Source organism: Pseudomonas sp. B35(2017), from assembly GCF_002113645.1.
In the GTDB taxonomy this organism is placed as follows: Bacteria; Pseudomonadota; Gammaproteobacteria; order Pseudomonadales; family Pseudomonadaceae; genus Aquipseudomonas; species Aquipseudomonas ekonensis.
Genome location: NZ_NEIZ01000002.1, coordinates 472677 through 488885, shown reverse-complemented (window position 1 = coordinate 488885; position 16209 = coordinate 472677). Strand labels below are relative to the sequence as shown.

16 protein-coding genes are annotated in these 16209 nt (G+C 66.8%); 4 read left to right on the top strand and 12 right to left on the bottom strand.

Annotated features, from left to right (window positions below; all coding sequences use genetic code 11):
• Window positions 1–342: 342 nt before the first annotated feature.
• Together CAG41_RS05795 and CAG41_RS05790 are read right to left on the bottom strand one after the other, a co-directional pair.
• Window positions 343–1716: a PLP-dependent aminotransferase family protein gene (locus CAG41_RS05795; RefSeq protein WP_085656033.1), complete on the bottom strand. Its 1374-nt coding sequence runs from the start codon at window positions 1714–1716 to the stop codon at window positions 343–345.
• Between the two features lie 191 nt (window positions 1717–1907).
• Entirely contained in the window at window positions 1908–2669 is a 762-nt protein-coding gene (locus CAG41_RS05790) for an SDR family oxidoreductase (protein ID WP_085578155.1), read from the bottom strand.
• A gap of 238 nt (window positions 2670–2907) precedes the next feature.
• Here CAG41_RS05790 and CAG41_RS05785 point away from each other — a divergent pair, with 238 nt between their 5' ends.
• On the top strand, window positions 2908–3912 hold the full coding sequence (locus CAG41_RS05785; protein ID WP_085706776.1) for an NADP-dependent oxidoreductase: 1005 nt from the start codon (window positions 2908–2910) through the stop codon (window positions 3910–3912).
• Window positions 3913–3988: 76 nt separating this feature from the next.
• Here CAG41_RS05785 and pyrF read toward each other — a convergent pair whose 3' ends face one another.
• Window positions 3989–4687, bottom strand: coding sequence for an orotidine-5'-phosphate decarboxylase (gene pyrF, locus CAG41_RS05780; protein WP_170929932.1), 699 nt, complete (start codon window positions 4685–4687; stop codon window positions 3989–3991).
• A 295-nt stretch (window positions 4688–4982) separates the two neighbouring features.
• On the opposite strand from pyrF, the gene CAG41_RS05775 reads away from it, so the two are divergent.
• The 3 genes from CAG41_RS05775 (at window position 4983) to xopAW (ending at window position 7850) form a co-directional block, all read left to right on the top strand.
• On the top strand, window positions 4983–5732 hold the full coding sequence (locus CAG41_RS05775) for a response regulator (protein WP_085578158.1): 750 nt from the start codon (window positions 4983–4985) through the stop codon (window positions 5730–5732).
• The gene (locus CAG41_RS05770; protein WP_085629663.1) at window positions 5732–6781 is read left to right on the top strand and encodes a cell wall metabolism sensor histidine kinase WalK; all 1050 of its coding nucleotides are present in this window, start codon (window positions 5732–5734) and stop codon (window positions 6779–6781) included. The genes CAG41_RS05775 and CAG41_RS05770 overlap by 1 nt, the downstream gene beginning before the upstream one ends.
• 211 nt (window positions 6782–6992) lie before the next feature.
• The gene (xopAW, locus tag CAG41_RS05765) at window positions 6993–7850 is read left to right on the top strand and encodes an EF-hand domain-containing protein (protein WP_085629661.1); all 858 of its coding nucleotides are present in this window, start codon (window positions 6993–6995) and stop codon (window positions 7848–7850) included.
• A gap of 209 nt (window positions 7851–8059) precedes the next feature.
• On the opposite strand, the gene CAG41_RS05760 is transcribed toward xopAW, so the two are convergent.
• The 9 genes from CAG41_RS05760 to CAG41_RS05720 all read right to left on the bottom strand — a co-directional run bounded on the left by CAG41_RS05760 (window position 8060) and on the right by CAG41_RS05720 (window position 16069).
• Window positions 8060–9112 carry an AI-2E family transporter gene (locus CAG41_RS05760; protein ID WP_085578161.1) on the bottom strand — a complete coding sequence of 351 codons (1053 nt, stop codon included), beginning with the start codon at window positions 9110–9112 and terminating at the stop codon, window positions 8060–8062.
• 68 nt (window positions 9113–9180) lie between these two features.
• Window positions 9181–9987 (bottom strand): DUF4892 domain-containing protein, encoded by an 807-nt coding sequence (locus tag CAG41_RS05755; protein WP_085578290.1) that lies wholly within the window; start codon window positions 9985–9987, stop codon window positions 9181–9183.
• 124 nt (window positions 9988–10111) lie between these two features.
• Window positions 10112–10966 carry an alpha/beta hydrolase gene (locus tag CAG41_RS05750; protein WP_085706775.1) on the bottom strand — a complete coding sequence of 285 codons (855 nt, stop codon included), beginning with the start codon at window positions 10964–10966 and terminating at the stop codon, window positions 10112–10114.
• The gene (locus CAG41_RS05745; protein WP_085578163.1) at window positions 10963–11769 is read right to left on the bottom strand and encodes an alpha/beta fold hydrolase; all 807 of its coding nucleotides are present in this window, start codon (window positions 11767–11769) and stop codon (window positions 10963–10965) included. Before CAG41_RS05745 ends, CAG41_RS05750 begins: the two co-directional genes overlap by 4 nt.
• A gap of 119 nt (window positions 11770–11888) precedes the next feature.
• The gene (locus CAG41_RS05740) at window positions 11889–12332 is read right to left on the bottom strand and encodes a hotdog fold thioesterase (protein ID WP_085629657.1); all 444 of its coding nucleotides are present in this window, start codon (window positions 12330–12332) and stop codon (window positions 11889–11891) included.
• Window positions 12333–12364: 32 nt separating this feature from the next.
• The gene (locus CAG41_RS05735; protein WP_085578165.1) at window positions 12365–14020 is read right to left on the bottom strand and encodes an AMP-binding protein; all 1656 of its coding nucleotides are present in this window, start codon (window positions 14018–14020) and stop codon (window positions 12365–12367) included.
• Window positions 14021–14228: 208 nt separating this feature from the next.
• Complete coding sequence (sixA, locus tag CAG41_RS05730) at window positions 14229–14681, bottom strand: phosphohistidine phosphatase SixA (RefSeq protein WP_085578166.1); 453 nt, start codon at window positions 14679–14681, stop codon at window positions 14229–14231.
• Complete coding sequence (locus tag CAG41_RS05725; protein ID WP_085578167.1) at window positions 14678–15025, bottom strand: DUF4389 domain-containing protein; 348 nt, start codon at window positions 15023–15025, stop codon at window positions 14678–14680. The genes sixA and CAG41_RS05725 overlap by 4 nt, the downstream gene beginning before the upstream one ends.
• A gap of 18 nt (window positions 15026–15043) precedes the next feature.
• A complete protein-coding gene (locus tag CAG41_RS05720; RefSeq protein ID WP_085706774.1) occupies window positions 15044–16069 on the bottom strand; it encodes an NAD(P)H-dependent glycerol-3-phosphate dehydrogenase in 1026 nt (341 codons plus the stop codon).
• Between the last annotated feature and the right edge of the window lie 140 nt (window positions 16070–16209).

The window sequence follows — 16209 nt, the reverse complement described above, 5'->3', positions numbered from 1 at the left end:
GGTTTTCGGATTGGCGTGCAGCGCGTAGTCCTGCTCCAGCAGACGCACCTTGAGCAGGCCGCTGTTGAGCGATGACATCTGCTTGAGGCCGTCGAAGCGCTGACTGATCGTTTGCAGGGACCAGACGCCGATGGCTGCCACCAGGGCGGTCAACAGCAGCACCAGAACAAACCCGACACCCAGTTTTTTCGCCATACCGAGGTTGGCAAAACGTCCTTGCACGGCCGAAATCATTGCGCGTAGTCCCCTGCCATTGTCTGTAGCCGAAGATTCGCAACGGCCATGGAACAGCACAAGTCTCTGGCGTCGGAATAATGGCAAAAAGCTAGACACCCGTCGTTTTCAGAACATTCGAGGTCGATCTGCCGCCACTCCCCGGAAGAACCGCCGGGCCCGGGGATCGCAGGCGTAGGCCACGTTGATGCGCTGCCAGTCGCTGCATTCGCCGCTGGGGCTGAACGCATCGGCCGATGCCAGCATCACGCCGCAACCGCGCGCCCGCTCGCGCACCCACGCCTGGTCGTCCCGGGTCGGGCGGGCCCAGATGAACAGCCCCCCTGCCGGTTTGCCGAACACCTCCCAATCGGCCTCCTCCAACATCTCCAGCGCGGCCGTGCGGTCGGTGCTCAGACGCTGCCGCTGACGCTGCACCAGTTTGCGGTAGGCACCGCTGGCCAGCAGGCTCGCCATCACCGCTTCGCAGAAGCCTGACCCGCCCAGGCTGCTGACCGTCTTGACGCGGGCCAACTGCGCGATGGTGTCGGCATCGGACGCCACGAAGCCGACCCGCAGCGAACTGCTGAGGGTCTTGGAGAAACTGCCGACGTAGATCACGCCCTGCCCGTCGCCCTGGGCCGCCAGCCGTACGCCTCGGCCATGATGCAGGTCCGCGTAGACGTCGTCTTCGATCAGACGCACGCCGTGGGTCGTGCACAGTTGCAGGACCCGCCTGGCCACCGCCGGCGCCAGGCTGCTGCCCGTGGGGTTCTGGTGATGGCTGTTGATGAACAGTGCCTTGGGCCGCAGGCTTCGGATCAGCGCCTCGAGCGCCTCGGTGTCCGGACCGTCGGGCAGCCGCCGCACCTCGAGCATGCGCACGCCCTGCAACCGCAGGAGATCGAACAGCGGCGCGTAGCCGGGGGACTCGACGAGCACGCTATCGCCCGCCTTGAACAGCGCCCGTACGATCAGGTCGAGGCCCTGGCTGGCCCCGGCCGTGGTCAGCACCTGTTCGTCGCCGACCTGGATGTCCAGGCCCTTGAGGCGTTTGACGATCTGCGCGCGCAGGGCCGGCAGACCCAGCGGCGTGCCGTAGTTGAACAGGCCGGCCATGTCCGTGCGGGCCACCTGACGGATCGCATAGCTGAGGTCATCGGGTTCGCGCCAGCTCTCGGGCAGCACGCCGCAGCCCAGCATCAACGCCTCGGCCTGGCCTGGCGCCCCCACGGCATAGGCGGCGCCGCTACATCTCACCGAGCCTCCCGGGGCCACCATGAAGCCCGAACCCGGCCGCGCCGCCAAAAGGCCTTGGGCCACCAGACGCTCGCAGGCCTCGGCCACGCACGACTGGCTGAGCAGGTTGCAGCGCGCGATCTGCCGTACGGACGGCAATCGCGTGGACGGGGCCACGTCGCCCTGCAGGATCCATTCGGTCAGTCCGTCAACGATCTGCTGGACGACGGGCACCAGTGCCTGTCGATCAATTCTCAATTCCATGAGCAAGCCAACTCCTGTCCGTTTTGCTGACGGCAGTAAAGCACAGCGGCGCCGGGCACGTTGTGCGACAACGCCGCCAAAAGGGGCTCCCCTAACTATTTGAAATACAATGTTTAAATGGCTCACCGAGCCAGTTGAAAACAAAAAACCCGCACGAAGGCGGGTTTCCCGAGGCGTTGTCCCGCCTGCATTCAGAACGCCGTGACGCCGCCGTCCACCGCCAGGGAATGGCCGGTGGTGAACGCCGCGCCGTCGCTGCACAGGTACAGCACCGCGCTGGCGATCTCCTCGACCTTGCCGATGCGGCCGACCGGATGCATCGCGTTGGCGAACTCGCCTTTCTTCGGATCGGCCTCGTAGGCCCGGCGGAACATGTCGGTGTCGATCACCGCCGGACACACAGCGTTGACCCGGATCTTTTTCTTGGCGTACTCGATGGCCGCCGACTTGGTCAGGCCGATCACCGCATGCTTGGAGGCGGCATAGATGCTCATCTTCGGCGCGGCGCCGAGCCCGGCCACCGACGCGGTGTTGACGATCGCCCCGCCACCCTGGGCCAGCAACAGCGGCAACTGGTACTTCATGCACAGCCAGACGCCCTTGACGTTGACGCCCATGATCGCGTCGAACTCGTCCATCGAGCCTTCGGCCAGCTTGCCCTTCTCGATCTCGATGCCGGCGTTGTTGAAGGCATAGTCGAGACGGCCGTAGGCGTTGATCACTTCGTCCATCAGATTTTTCACTTCGCTTTCGACGGTGACGTTGCAGCGCACAAAGGTCGCTTCACCGCCGGCGGCGCGGATCAGCGCCACCGTGCCTTCCCCTCCAGCCGCATCCAGGTCCGCCACCACCACCTTCAGGCCCTCGGCGGCGAACGCCAGGGCGGTGGCGCGGCCGATGCCGTTGGCCGCGCCCGTCACTACGGCAACCTGGCCGGAAAACGTCATGCTCATTGTTGTGTCCTCGAAGGATTGTCAGCACAGGGAAACATCGGCGTCGAGGATAGCCACAACGGCCGGCGGCGCGTCAGCACTATCAAGAGCCCCGTTGGCGGCCCATGGATCCCAGTGATGGATACCCCTGCAGCACTATCACCGAATCGGATAAACCTGCATTCGCCCCGTCAGCCGACCTTGCGGCATCGGCGATGACGGTCTATCAACAAGGCTTCACACCGTCCGAGTGCCTGCCATGACTACCCAGAACAACCGCCAGTTCCTGCTCGCCAACCGCCCCGTGGGCGCCGCGACCCGCGAAACCTTCACCTATCAGACCGTACCGGTCGGCGAACCGGCGGCCGGGCAGATCCTGGTCAAGAACGAATACCTGTCCCTGGATCCGGCCATGCGCGGCTGGATGAACGAAGGCAAGTCCTACATTCCGCCGGTGAACATCGGCGAGGTCATGCGCGCCTTGGGCGTGGGCCGGGTCACCGCCTCGAACCACCCCGGTTTCGCGGTCGGCGACTACGTCAACGGCGCCTTGGGCGTGCAGGACTACTACCTCGGCGAGCCGGAGGGCTTCTACAAGGTCGATCCGAAACTGGCGCCGCTGCCGGTCTATCTGTCGGCGCTGGGCATGACCGGCATGACCGCCTACTTCGCGCTGCTGGACGTCGGCGCACCGAAGGCCGGCGACACGGTGGTGCTGTCCGGCGCGGCCGGGGCCGTGGGCAGCATCGCCGGGCAGATCGCGAAAATCAAAGGCTGCCGGGTGGTCGGCATCGCCGGCGGCGCCGACAAGTGCAAATACCTGGTCGATGAACTGGGCTTCGACGGGGTCATCGACTACAAGAGCGAAAACGTGCTGGCCGGCCTCAAGCGCGAATGCCCGAAAGGCGTGGACGTGTACTTCGACAACGTCGGCGGCGACATCCTCGACGCGGTGCTCAGCCAACTGAATTTCAAGGCGCGGGTGGTGATCTGCGGCGCCATCAGCCAGTACAACAACAAAGAAGCGGTCAAAGGCCCGGCCAACTACCTGTCGTTGCTGGTCAACCGCGCACGGATGGAAGGGTTCGTGGTGCTGGACTACGCCGCGCAGTACGCCGACGCCGCCAAGGAAATGGCCGGCTGGCTGGCCAAGGGACAGCTCAAGAGCCGGGAAGACATCGTCGAAGGGCTGGAGACCTTCCCCGAGACGCTGGCGAAGCTGTTCAGCGGCGAGAACTTCGGCAAGTTGGTGCTGAAGGTCTGAAGCCCCCGGAAACCACTGCGGGAGCGACGGTGCAAGGTTGCACCGCCGCTCCCGCAGATGTTCGGCTATGTCCGGGTCAGGCCAGCTCGGCCACGACCGCCGCCAGGGCCTTGGCCGGATCCGCCGCCTGGCTGATCGGGCGACCGATCACCAGGTAGTCGGAGCCTGCGTCCAGCGCCTGGCGCGGGGTCAGGATACGGCGCTGGTCGTCCTGGGCGCTGCCCGCCGGACGGATCCCCGGGGTCACCAGTTGCAGCGCCGGATGCGCCGCCTTCAAGGCCTGGGCTTCCTGGGCCGAGCACACCAGGCCGTCCATTCCGGCCTTTTCGGCCAAGGCGGCCAGGCGCAGCACCTGCTCCTGAGGCTCGATGTCCAGGCCGATGCCGGCCAGATCCTCGCGCTCCATGCTGGTCAGCACGGTCACGCCGATCAGCAGCGGCTGCGGGCCGCTGCGCTTGGCCAGCTCTTCGCGGCAGGCCGCCATCATGCGCAGGCCGCCGGAGCAGTGCACGTTGACCATCCACACACCCATCTCGGCGGCGGCCTTGACCGCCATCGCGGTGGTGTTGGGGATATCATGGAATTTCAGGTCAAGGAACACCTCGAACCCCTTGTCGCGCAGGGTGCCGACGATTTCCGAGGCGCAGCTGGTGAACAGTTCCTTGCCCACCTTGACCCGGCACAGCTTCGGGTCCAACTGGTCGGCCAGCTTCAGGGCGGCGTCACGGGTAGGGAAATCCAGGGCGACGATGATGGGTGTCTGGCAGGCGGACATGGGCGGGCTCTCAGGCAAGTCGAAATCGGCGCGCATTGTAGCGGAACCGGCGCCCGCGCGGCACCCGATGATCGGCAAATCGTGGCGAAGGCCGTGTCCGGGGCGGCGTTCGGCGCTATTGTGTCGATCCCGATACACAACCGACACGCCGGCAACATGCGTGCGCGCTAGCCTCGCCCGCCGCAACACGTCCCTACAGCAGCCCTTCCCGCCCCACGGCCGGACGCCTATGCTGAAACCACAACCTCGCAGCCTATCTTTGTGGTTGGCGGCCCACTGGCAGATGAACAGCCCCATGCACAACACCCAAGCCCCCGTGAACGAAGAGCACAAAGACGACAAGCGCTGGAGCATCCGCGCGCTGATCGTCGACGATGACGTGCCGATCCGCGAGCTGATGATCGACTACCTGGCCCGCTTCAACATCCACGCCAGCGGTGTCAGCGACGGCGCCGCCATGCGCCAGGCCCTGCTGGCCGAACATTTCGACGTGGTGGTGCTCGACCTGATGCTGCCCGGCGAGGACGGTCTGTCGCTGTGCCGCTGGCTGCGCGCCGAGTCGGACATCCCGATCCTGATGCTCACCGCCCGCTGCGAACCCACCGACCGCATCATCGGCCTGGAACTGGGCGCCGACGACTACATGGCCAAGCCGTTCGAGCCCCGGGAGCTGGTGGCGCGGATCCAGACGATCCTGCGTCGTGTGCGCGACGACCGCACCGAGCAGCGCGCCAACATCCGCTTCGACAACTGGCGCCTGAACAGCGTCCTGCGCCAGCTGATCGCCGACGACGGCCTGGTCGTGCCGCTGTCCAACGCCGAGTTCCGCCTGCTGTGGGTCTTCATCGAACGCCCGCGCCGGGTGCTCAGCCGCGAACAGCTGCTCGACGCCGCCCGGGGACGCTCGATCGAGGCGTTCGACCGCAGCATCGACCTGCTGGTGTCGCGCCTGCGGCAAAAGCTGGGCGACGACCCGAAAGCGCCGCAGCTGATCAAGACCGTGCGCGGCGAGGGCTACCTGTTCGACGCGCGGGACATCGGCTGATGCGGGCGCGCTTCGACACGCTGTTCGGCCGCCTGTTCGGCGTGCTCTTTCTGGCGATCGTCCTGGCGCACCTGTTGGCCTTCGCCTGGTTCAGGCTGTACGGCCCTCCGCCGCCGCCCCCGATGCCTGCGCAGTTCTCCGGGCAGTTCGACCCCAAGCGGCCGCCGGACCCGCGCTTTGCCCAACGCCCTCCCCGGCCCTGGTTCGGCGGCCCGCTGGTGCCGCTGACCTTCCAGTTCGTCTCGCTGATGATTGCCGCCTGGTACGGCGCCAAGCTGCTGAGCCGGCCGATCCAGCGCCTGAGCGACGCCGCCGAACGCCTGAGCGAGGATCTCGACAGCCCGCCGCTGGACGAATCCGGCCCGCGGGAGGCGCGGCAGGCGGCGCACACCTTCAACCTGATGCAGCGACGCATCCGCGAGCAGGTGCAGCAGCGCGCCCGGATGCTCGGCGCGGTGTCCCATGACCTGCGCACGCCGCTGTCGCGCCTGAAGCTGCGCCTGGAGAACATCAGCGACGACCGCCTGCAAGGCCAGATGCGCCAGGACCTGGACGACATGATCGGCATGCTCGACGCTACCCTGACCTACCTGCACGAACAGCGCACCAGCGAAGCGTTGCAGTGGATGGACGTGCAGGCGCTGGTCGAGTCGTTGTGCGAGAACGCCCAGGACCAGGGCGCCGACGTCCAGGTCAGCGGCCACTGCGCGCCGTTGCAGGTGCAGCCGATGGCGCTGCGTTCGTGCATCAACAACCTGATGGACAACGCCCTGCGCTACGCCGGCCAGGCGCACATCGAACTGCACGACCAACGCGGGCACTTGCTGATCCGGGTGGTCGATCACGGCCCCGGCATCGCGGCGGACAAACGCGAAGCGGTGTTCGAGCCGTTCTACCGGCTGGAAGGCTCGCGCAACCGCAACTCCGGCGGCGTCGGCCTGGGCATGACCATCGCCCGGGAGGCGGCGCAGCGCCTCGGCGGGCAACTGACCCTGGAAGAGACCCCGGGCGGCGGTCTCACCGCCGTCATCCTCCTGCCCCGCGCCTGAGATCCGGCCGAGCCCTCTATAAGGGCGAGCCTGCTCGCGATAGGGCCCTCACCCCCACCAGAGAGACTGGCTGACAGAACGCCTTCGCCAGCAGCCTCGCCCTCACGCGTGTGTACTGCCCGGTACAAAACCCACATACCCACGACAACTCGCCCCCCGAGGCTGCACAAGCCGGTGCACCCACCGGTTTCCAGCCCAAGGAGTGAGCCCGATGATCGGCAGCGTCAGCAACTACACGAGCTATACCGGCACCAGCAGCACCGCCATGCAAAACGCCCGCAGCCAGCAACTGCAGAAGGAGCTGTTCGCCAAGCTCGACAGCAACGGCGACGGTTCGGTGGATCAGGACGAATTGGGCAGCGCCCTGTCGCAGAAGTCCGACGATGGCCTGCTGGTCAGCCTGAGCCAGCAGTTCGGCGATCTGGACAGCGATGCCAGCGGCAGCCTCAGCGCCGAAGAAATGACCGCCATGGCGCCTCCGCCGCCACCGCCCCACGACCAAGCGCCGAACACCGAACTGGCCGATGCCCTGATCAGCGCCCTGGACACCGACGGCGACGGCGCCATCAGCGGCGACGAACTGAGCACCGGCCTGACCAGCGCCGGCAGCACTGCCGACAGCAGCGAAATCTTCTCGGTTTTGGACAAGAACCAGGACGGCGTCGTCAGCCAGGACGAGCTCGCCGCCAGCCTCGCTCCTCCATCGCCGCCGCAGCAGCCGATGTCCGGCGATGAACTGTTCAGCCAGCTCGATGCCGACAGCGACGGCAGCGTCACCGCCACCGAACTGAGCAGCGCCGTGCAGACCGGCGCCAGCGCCTCGTCCTCCGACACCGACAACGCCGCCGCGCTGCTCAAGGTGCTGGACAGCGACGGCAGCGGCGGTGTCAGCAGCGACGAGTTGAAGGCTGCGCTGCAGGCCGGCCGCGAACGCCCGAACGACGAAGCGACGGCCGACACCCGACAGTCCACGGCCCAGGCGCTGAACCGCATGATCGCCAACCTGAGCAAGCAGTACTCGCTCGACAACGCGGCGCCGGTGGGCAAGTACCTGAATGTGTCGACTTGAGCCGAAGGCATGACGGGCAGGCCCGCTCTTGCAGGTTCCTGTGGGCGCAACTGCCTTGATCCGGCCTTGCGGCGCCTCGACTGACGCCATCGCCAGCAGGCTGGCTCCTACAGGGGATCTCTGCTGAACGCGAGATTGTCGTTCAACGCAAAACCCTGTGGGAGCCAGCCTGCTGGCGATGGGGGCGCAGCCGATGGCCGGGCAACGCCTCAGCGCCGGTCTTCGACCCGCGCCTGGCTCTTGCTCCAGTCGGTCAGCAGGCTGTAGGCCACCGCCAACAGGGTCGGCCCGATGAACAGGCCGATGAAGCCGAACGCGATCAAGCCGCCGAACACTCCGAGCAGCACGATCACCAGCGGCAGGTTGCCGCCGCGGCTGATCAGGTAGGGCTTGAGCACGTTGTCCACGCCGCTGATGATGAACGTGCCCCAGATCCCGAGAAATACCGCCATCCCGTAGTCGCCCTTCCAGGCCAGCCACGCCGTGGCCGGGATCCACACCAGCGGCGGCCCCATCGGGATCAGGCTGAGCAGGAAGGTGACGATCCCCAGCACCAGCGCCCCCGGCACCCCGGCAATCAGGAAGCCGATCAGCGCCAGCAGCCCCTGGGCCGCCGCCGTGCCGATCACCCCGTTGACCACCCGCTGCACCGTGCCGGCCACCAGTTCGATGTAGTAACCGGCGCGGTCGCCGATCAGCCGCTCGAGCAGGCTGTGGACGAACGCCGCCAACCGCGGGCCGTCACGGTAGAAGAAGAACACGAAGACGATGCTCAGGGTCAGTTCGAGCATGCCGCTGCCGATCTGCGCGCTGCGCGCCAGCAGCCAGTTGCCGACCTGCCCGAGGTAAGGCTTGACCGCCACGATCACCGCGGCGCCCTGCTGATCGATGCTGTTCCAGACCCGCACCAGCCGCTCGCCCACCAGCGGCACGGCGCCCAGCCAGTCCGGCGCCTCCGGCAGGCCGTCGACCTGCACGTCCTTGATGAACGACGTGGCGTCACGCACATGGTCGGCCAGGTTGAACCCCAGCCATACCAGCGGCGCCGCCACCAGCAGCATCCAGCCCAGGGTCAGCACCAGCGCCGCCAGGGACTCGCGGCCATTGAGCCAACGGGTCAGCAGGCGCATCAGCGGCCAGCTGGCGAACGCCAGCACCGCGCCCCAGAACAGCGCCGACCAGAACGGCGCCATCACCCACAGGCTGGCGCCGAACAGCACCAGCAGGAGGATCTGCACCAACAGCCGATCGTTATTGAGCATGTGAGGTCCCGAAACAATGATTCAGCCAAAGAGTAGGCGAACACGCCGCCCGTGTCCGCCCGATGTGCCTAGCGCAACAGGTCGATGCGCAGGCCGGAACCATCCCCGCTGCCGGTTTCCATTCGGGCCGCACGCACGCCGGAGCCGATCAGCGCCTGGCGCCAGGCCTCGGCCTTCGGTCCTGCGACCGTCACCCGCAGCGTAGTGTCGAGGTTCAGCCCACGGGACAGCAGGCGCAGCCAGGTGTCGTCCGGCTCGCCGGAGAGTTTCGGGAAATCCAGCTCGCCGGTGCTCTTGAGCTGGCGCAGCAGGGTCGCGGAGGTCGGCAGCAGGTCACCGAGCGGCGCGCCGGACTCGAACTGCTCGACGTGCAGGTAGGCCTTGCGGTTGCCCCGCGTGATGCCGTAGAGCGCCACCAGCGTGTTGTCCCGTGGCGCCGCCAGCCTCAGCAGCAGATAGGCCTGCTGCTCGTCGGCGCCGTACAGCTTGGCGTTGCCGAACACTTCGTTGGCCCACAGGCTGCTTTCGCCGCAATCCCGGGCCTGACACCAGAACAGCAGTTCGGCGTCCTGCTTCTGCAGGGCCTCGCGGGCGACGGTGAAGGCTTCGGTGGAGGAATGCTCCGGCGGCAGCTCATAGGTGACGGAGGTGGTCTGGCCGCGGGCACCGACCTGGCCGTCGAAGCGCAACTGGCCGCTGATCTTGCGGATGGCGCCCAACGGGTAGATGCGTTCCATCTCGACGGGCGCGCGGTAATCGACGATCTGGGCGTCGGCCAGGCGCGGCACGATCGGCAGATCCTGGCTGCCGGGCAGGTCGGCGGCCGACGCCGCGGCGCTGAAGCAGCCCAGCGCCAGCAGGCTGATGAATCGAATGCGCAGGCTCATCGGATCGGCATGGCCTGGGCGCCCTGGAGGCGGTGCGGGGTTGCGGTGTGGAAATCCATCTTGGTCGTCTCCCATTTCAACCCGCCCAGCCTCGACAGTTGCCCGGCGCAAGTCAAGGAATGGCGAAGAACCGATTGAAACAGTCTGCGACAAGCCCCGCGCCGGACGTGTCGTTCAGGTGCAGGTGGTGCCCGCCGGGCAGCTGTTCACGACTGAAGGGTAGACGCTCCAGCAGCTGCGGATGCTTGGCCAGCATGCCGTCGGCCGCCACCACCAATTGCGCGGGGCAGGTGATGCGCTGGACGAACGCCAGCGCCTGCTCCTGGGTCAGGCGCAGCGGCGACGGCAAGGTCAGGCGATTGTCGGTGCGCCAGGTGTAGCCGCCCGGCACCGGCATCAGCCCGCGTTGCGCCAGCAGTTCGGCGGCCTCGCGGCTGACCGCCACCAGGCCTTTCATGCGCGCTTCGATGGCGCGGTCGAGGGTGGCGTAGACCGGTTTGCGCTTGTCCCGCAGATCCAGTTGCGCCTGGAGGGCCATGCCCATGCGTTCGGCGGCGTTTTCGCCCTTGTCGGTGGGCGGGATCACCCCGTCGATCAGCGCCAGGTGGCTGATGCGCTCCGGCATCGAGCCGGCCAGCACCAGCGAAACGATGGCCCCCAGCGAATGCCCGAGCAGGCCGAAGCGCGTCCAGCCCAATTGCTCGGCGACTTGCAGCACATCGTGGGCGTAGTCCCACAGCGCATAGCCGGCGCCGTTCGGGCGGTGCCCGGAATGCCCGTGGCCGGCCATGTCCAGGGCGACGATGCGCAGGCCTTTGAGCATCGGCGCCAGGCGGGCGAAGCTGTTGGCGTTGTCCAGCCAGCCATGCAGGGCGATCACCGGCAGGCCGTCTTCGGGGCCGAACAGGTGCGCCGCCAGTTCGATGTGCGGCAGGCTCAGGCGCACCTCTTCGACGGCCGGGCTCATGCGCAGTCCTTGCTTTGGCGGCTGTCCCAGCGTTCGAACAGCCCTTTGAGCAGCCGCGCCGTGTCCTGCGGGCGTTCGAGGGGAAACATGTGGCCGCCGGGCATGCTCAGCGCCTCGCCCTGGGGCAGGCGCCCGACGTGACGGGTGTGGTGGTTCATCACCACCCGGCTCTTGTGCCCGCGCACCACCGCCAGCGGCACTTTCAGCTGACGGGTGCGGCCGGGGCTGGTGTGCGGCACGCTGCGGTAGATGCTGATTTCGGTGGCCGGGTCGAAGCGCAGGCGCAGCTTGTCGCCGACCTTGTGCAGGCCGTGCTGCAGGTAGGCATCGAAGCATTCCGGGTCGAAGCCCCGGAACAGGGTCTTGCCGGCGAAGTAGCTGCGGGCGCTGGCGAGGTCGGCGAACTCTTCGCGCCGGCCCAGGGTGCGCCCTGCCGGGGTCAGCCGGTCGATGAAGCCGAAACGCTTGGCGGCGCGGATCACCCACTGATCGGTGCGGGTCAGCACCGGCGAGTCGAGCATCACCACCCCGCGGTACAGCTCCGGGCACCGCAGGGCGGCATGCAGGTGCAGCATGCCGCCGAAGGAGTGGCCGACGCCCCACACCGGTTCGTCTTGCTGGCGCAGGTGATGAACCAGCTCGTCCACGAGGTTGTGCCAGTTGTCGTCCGCCGGGAAACGCGGGTCATGGGCGTGCTGCTCCAGATGCGCGACCCGGTATTCCGGCGCCAGCGCCGCGAACAGTTTGCCGTAGGTGCCCGAAGGGAACCCGTTGGCGTGGGCGAAGAAAATCGGTTGCGGCATACCGGCAGATCCATGAGCGGAAAACATGCGGCGATTGTCCGCAAGAGCGCGCCGCGCAGCAATGACCGTAACTGCCAGGAATGATGACAGTCCGGTCATGGCTATGGCGCAATCGTCACTCAGCGCGCCGGCGGTCGCTCGCCCAGCGGCACCACCGCCATGGTCAGCCGCGACACGCAACTGGCCTTGCCTTCGTCGCTGGTCAGGCGGATGTCCCAGACATGGGTGGTGCGCCCTAAGTGAATGGCCTTGGCCACCGCCGTCACCCGCCCGCTGCGCAGGCCGCGCAAGTGGTTGGCGTTGATCTCCAGGCCCACGCAATAGAATTTGCTGGCGTCGATGCACAGGTAGCTGGCCATCGAGCCGACGGTCTCGGCCAGCACCACCGAGGCGCCGCCGTGCAGCAAGCCATAGGGCTGGTGCGTGCGGTGGTCGATCACCATGCTGGCGGTCAGGGACTCGTCGTCGAAGGCTTCGAAGCGGATGTCCAGCACTTCGCCGATGGTGTTTTTCTGGATCGCGTTCAACTGCTCGATGTTCGGGGTGGTGCGCCACAGGCTCATCGCAGGGTTCCCTTTATTGTTTTGTTCGTCGCTCAATCCTGCCACAGCACCGCCTCGCCGCGCTCGCTCCATTGAGCAAAGCTTGCCCCGTAGGCGTCCTCGATGACGTTGCGCTTGATCTTCAGGGTCGGCGTCAGGAAGCCGTTCTCCACCGCCCACGTGTCCTTGACCACCACCAGCCGATGCAGGCGCTCGTGCTTGTCGAGTGCGGCGTTGACGTCCTCCAGCAGCCTTTCCAGGCTCGAATGCAGCCCGGCGCGGCCCTCGTCCCGGCCGGCGAGCGACAGCACGCACAGCCCCAGCGGCGCGATCAGGCCGTCCCCGACCACGCACACCTGCTCGATCCGCGAATGCACCGCCAGGCGGTTCTCGATGGGCGCCGGCGCCACGTACTTGCCTTTGCTGGTCTTGAAGATTTCCTTCAGCCGCCCGGTCAGGCGCAGGCGCCCCTCGGCATCCTGCTCGCCCTTGTCGCCGGTGCGCAGGAAGCCGTCGTCGGTCAGGGTCTCGGCGGTCTTCTGCGGATCCTTGTAGTAGCCGAGCATGTTCGCCCGGCTGCGCACCAGCACTTCGCCGGACGCGTCGATGCGCACCTCGACGTCCGGGCACGGCTTGCCGATCCAGCCCTGCCGGTACTCGCCGGGCAGGCAGATGTGCGAATAGCCGCAGCTTTCGGTCATGCCGTAGACCTCCAGCACCTCAAGGCCAAGCTTCTGATACCAGTCGAGCAAGGCCTGCGGCACCGGCGCCGCGCCGGACAGCGCCACGCGCAGGGCGTCCAGCCCCAGCCCGGCCAGCACCTTGTGGCCGACCCGCTTGCCGATGAAGGGCAACCCCAGCAGAAAATCGAGACGCTTGGCCGGGATCTTGCCGTACACCCCCATCTGGAACTTGGTCCAGATCCGCGGCACGCCGAACATCGCCGTCGGCCGCGCCCGTCGCAGGTCGGTTAGGAAGGTGTCGAGGCTTTCGGCGAAGAACACCGTCTGGCCGGTGTAGACCGCCGCCAGTTCGACGAACATGCGCTCGGCGACATGGCACAGCGGCAGATAGGACAGCAACCGGTCATGCTCGCCCAGGCCGAACAGCTGCGTGCCGCGGGTGGTGGCGAAACCGAGGTTGCCGAAGCTGTGCATCACGCCCTTGGGCAGGCCGGTGGTGCCGGAGGTGTAGATGATGGTCGCCAGTTGATCGGCGTCGGGACGCGGATCGTCCTGGATCGGCGAGCTGCGCTGCAGGTCTTCCCAGCTGAAGTCGAAGCTGCCCCCAGGATGCAGCGGCAGGCTGACGGTCGGCAGGCCCTCTGGCACGCCGGCCGACATCGCCGGCCAGTCGTCCAGCTTGCCGATGAACGCCAGCACGCTGTCCGAATGGCGCAGCACCTGGCCGGCCGACTCGGCGGTGAGGTTCGGATAGAGCGGCACCGACACGTGCCCGGCCATCCAGATCGCCAGATCGGCGATGATCCAGTGCGCGCAGTTCTTCGAGATCAGGGCGATGTGGCTGCCCTGGGGCAGTTCGCGGGCGCGCAGCCAGTGCGCCGCACAACGGGCCTGATGGCCGACGTCGGCCCAGGTCAGGGTTTCGACCTGCCCGCCGCCGAGGGGCTGCACCAGGAAGCGTTGTCGGGGGTGACGGGCCTCGCGTTCGTAGAACACGTCCAGCGGCAATCGGAAAGGGGCAGGCATGGGACTCGCTCCTGGTTTTGGGTCAGGAGCAAGCGTAGTCAACCAAGCAAGTGCTTGGTTGGAAATTTCGCACAAATCATTTCAAGGCAATCCCGTGCTGCGGTGCGCCGTCTGACGCCATCGCGGGCAAGCCCGCTCCCACAGGGATCCGGGGTGCATACAGAATCTGCGGCCGCCGAAAACCAAAGTGGGAGCAGGCGCCTGCGCCTCAAGGATGCTTGAGGCTGTTGAGCGTCATCGAGCCGATCAGCAGTTCGCTGTGCTCAAGTTCGGCCAGCCCGGCGGTGCTGACCTTCTCCGGCGGATAGCCGGCGCCGTGCTGCAGGTAGCTCAACAGGTGCCCCACCAGCGGGTTGTGGCTGACCAGCAAGACATTGCTGACCGACACCAGTTGCTCGGCGACCTTGTCCGGGTCGGTTTCCGGCATGAGCCAATCCACCGTGCGGATCTCCGGCTCGAAGCCGAGCGCCTCGCGCACCAGTTGCGCCGTCTGCTGCGCCCGCAGATAGGGGCTGGCGTAGATCGCCGTCAGCGGCTGGCCCATCAGCCTGGCCGCGCTGCTCAGCACTTCCTTGCGGCCATGGGCGGTCAGTTCCCGCTCGGAGTCGGCGCGCGAGCCGTAGGGCTCGGCCTCGCCGTGACGCAATACCCAGAGTTTCATAGCTTGGGTTCCTCATCTCGAACCGGGTGCGCAGCCGGCGCAACGGTGTGCGGCGCTTCGCCTTCCGGGGTGCGCGGCGTCGGCCAGTCGGCGAACGGCCAGGGTTTCTGGTCGCTGTGGAAACTGCCGAAACGGCCGATCTGGGCCAGGAACTGGCTCAGGCTGTCGCCGAAGTTCATCAGGCCGGCGTTCGGGGCGCCGTAGATCAAACGATAGATCAACTGCACCAGCACCACGGCCCCGAGGATGAACTGCGCCACCTGCCAGACCAGCGCGTACACGATCATCCACAGTACCCGCAGGAGAATGGATTCGTAGCCCGCTTCGTTTTTCGGATCGCTCATGTCTCGTCCCCTGCTGACTCAGTTGAAACCACTGGTGGAAATGAAATCGACATCGGTCTTCGGCTCGCCGCGCATCAACAGGCCGATGACCTGCTCCAGCGTGCGCCCTTCGAACAGAATCGCATGCAGCCCGGCGACCAGCGGCATGTACACGCCGACCTCCTGCGCCTTGGCCTTGAGCACCTTGAGCGTGTTGACCCCTTCGGCCACCTCGCCCAGGCGCGACACCGCCTCGTCCAGGCTCAGCCCTTGGCCCAGGGCGAAGCCGACCTGGTAGTTGCGGCTCTTGGGCGACGAACAGGTGACGATCAGATCGCCCACCCCGGCCAGCCCCAGGAAAGTCATCGGGTTGGCGCCCTGGTTCACCGCGAACCGGGTCATCTCGGCCAGGGCTCGGGTGATCAGCATGCTCTTGGTGTTTTCGCCCATGTCCAGCGCCACCGCCATGCCGGCGATGATCGCGTAGACGTTCTTCAGCGCCCCGCCCAACTCCACGCCGAAGCGGTCGGCGCTGGCGTAGACGCGGAAGGTGCGCCCGTGCAGCGCGGCCTGCACCTGGCGGCACAGGTCTTCGTCCTCGCTGGCGACCACCGTGGCGGTCAACGCATGCTCGGCGATCTCCCGCGCCAGGTTCGGCCCGGACAGCACGCCGATGCGCGCCTCTGGGGCGATCTCTTCGAGGATCTGGCTCATCAGCTTGAAGGTGTGGGCTTCGATGCCCTTGGTCAGGCTGACCAGCATCTTGCCCCGCAGCCGTTCGGCATGGCTGGCCAGCACGGTGCGCAGCGCGCTGGAAGGCAGCGCGACAAAGCACAGGTCGCAGGCGTCGAGGGTCTCTTGCAGGTCGGTGACGGGGGTCACCTGAGGCAGGATCTTGATGCCTTTGAGGTAACGCGGGTTCTCGCGGTTGACCCGGATGGCCTCGGCCTGCTCGGGGTCGCGCATCCACTGCCGGACTTGATGGCCGTTCTCGGCCAACAGATTGGCCACGGCGGTACCGAAACTTCCGCCTCCCAGGACCGCGATCGGGCGCTGTACAGTCATATGTAATCCGTCAATCCATACCAGTGGCGATGGCGGCATTATACGGGGCGGCCCCCGCCGGGACAGCCCCGGCAACAATTACCGCCGCATGTAGGAAGAAGACCAATAAAACCGAGGAAAATGCCTGCATCGTGAATGGA

Coding starts and splice junctions, on each gene's coding strand:
- CAG41_RS05795 (WP_085656033.1), bottom strand. CDS start 1,716: ATGGAATTGAGAATTGATCGACAGGCACTGGTGCCCGTCGTCCAGCAG.
- CAG41_RS05790 (WP_085578155.1), bottom strand. CDS start 2,669: ATGAGCATGACGTTTTCCGGCCAGGTTGCCGTAGTGACGGGCGCGGCC.
- CAG41_RS05785 (WP_085706776.1), top strand. CDS start 2,908: ATGACTACCCAGAACAACCGCCAGTTCCTGCTCGCCAACCGCCCCGTG.
- pyrF (WP_170929932.1), bottom strand. CDS start 4,687: ATGTCCGCCTGCCAGACACCCATCATCGTCGCCCTGGATTTCCCTACC.
- CAG41_RS05775 (WP_085578158.1), top strand. CDS start 4,983: ATGCACAACACCCAAGCCCCCGTGAACGAAGAGCACAAAGACGACAAG.
- CAG41_RS05770 (WP_085629663.1), top strand. CDS start 5,732: ATGCGGGCGCGCTTCGACACGCTGTTCGGCCGCCTGTTCGGCGTGCTC.
- xopAW (WP_085629661.1), top strand. CDS start 6,993: ATGATCGGCAGCGTCAGCAACTACACGAGCTATACCGGCACCAGCAGC.
- CAG41_RS05760 (WP_085578161.1), bottom strand. CDS start 9,112: ATGCTCAATAACGATCGGCTGTTGGTGCAGATCCTCCTGCTGGTGCTG.
- CAG41_RS05750 (WP_085706775.1), bottom strand. CDS start 10,966: ATGAGCCCGGCCGTCGAAGAGGTGCGCCTGAGCCTGCCGCACATCGAA.
- CAG41_RS05745 (WP_085578163.1), bottom strand. CDS start 11,769: ATGCCGCAACCGATTTTCTTCGCCCACGCCAACGGGTTCCCTTCGGGC.
- CAG41_RS05740 (WP_085629657.1), bottom strand. CDS start 12,332: ATGAGCCTGTGGCGCACCACCCCGAACATCGAGCAGTTGAACGCGATC.
- CAG41_RS05735 (WP_085578165.1), bottom strand. CDS start 14,020: ATGCCTGCCCCTTTCCGATTGCCGCTGGACGTGTTCTACGAACGCGAG.
- sixA (WP_085578166.1), bottom strand. CDS start 14,681: ATGAAACTCTGGGTATTGCGTCACGGCGAGGCCGAGCCCTACGGCTCG.
- CAG41_RS05725 (WP_085578167.1), bottom strand. CDS start 15,025: ATGAGCGATCCGAAAAACGAAGCGGGCTACGAATCCATTCTCCTGCGG.
- CAG41_RS05720 (WP_085706774.1), bottom strand. CDS start 16,069: ATGACTGTACAGCGCCCGATCGCGGTCCTGGGAGGCGGAAGTTTCGGT.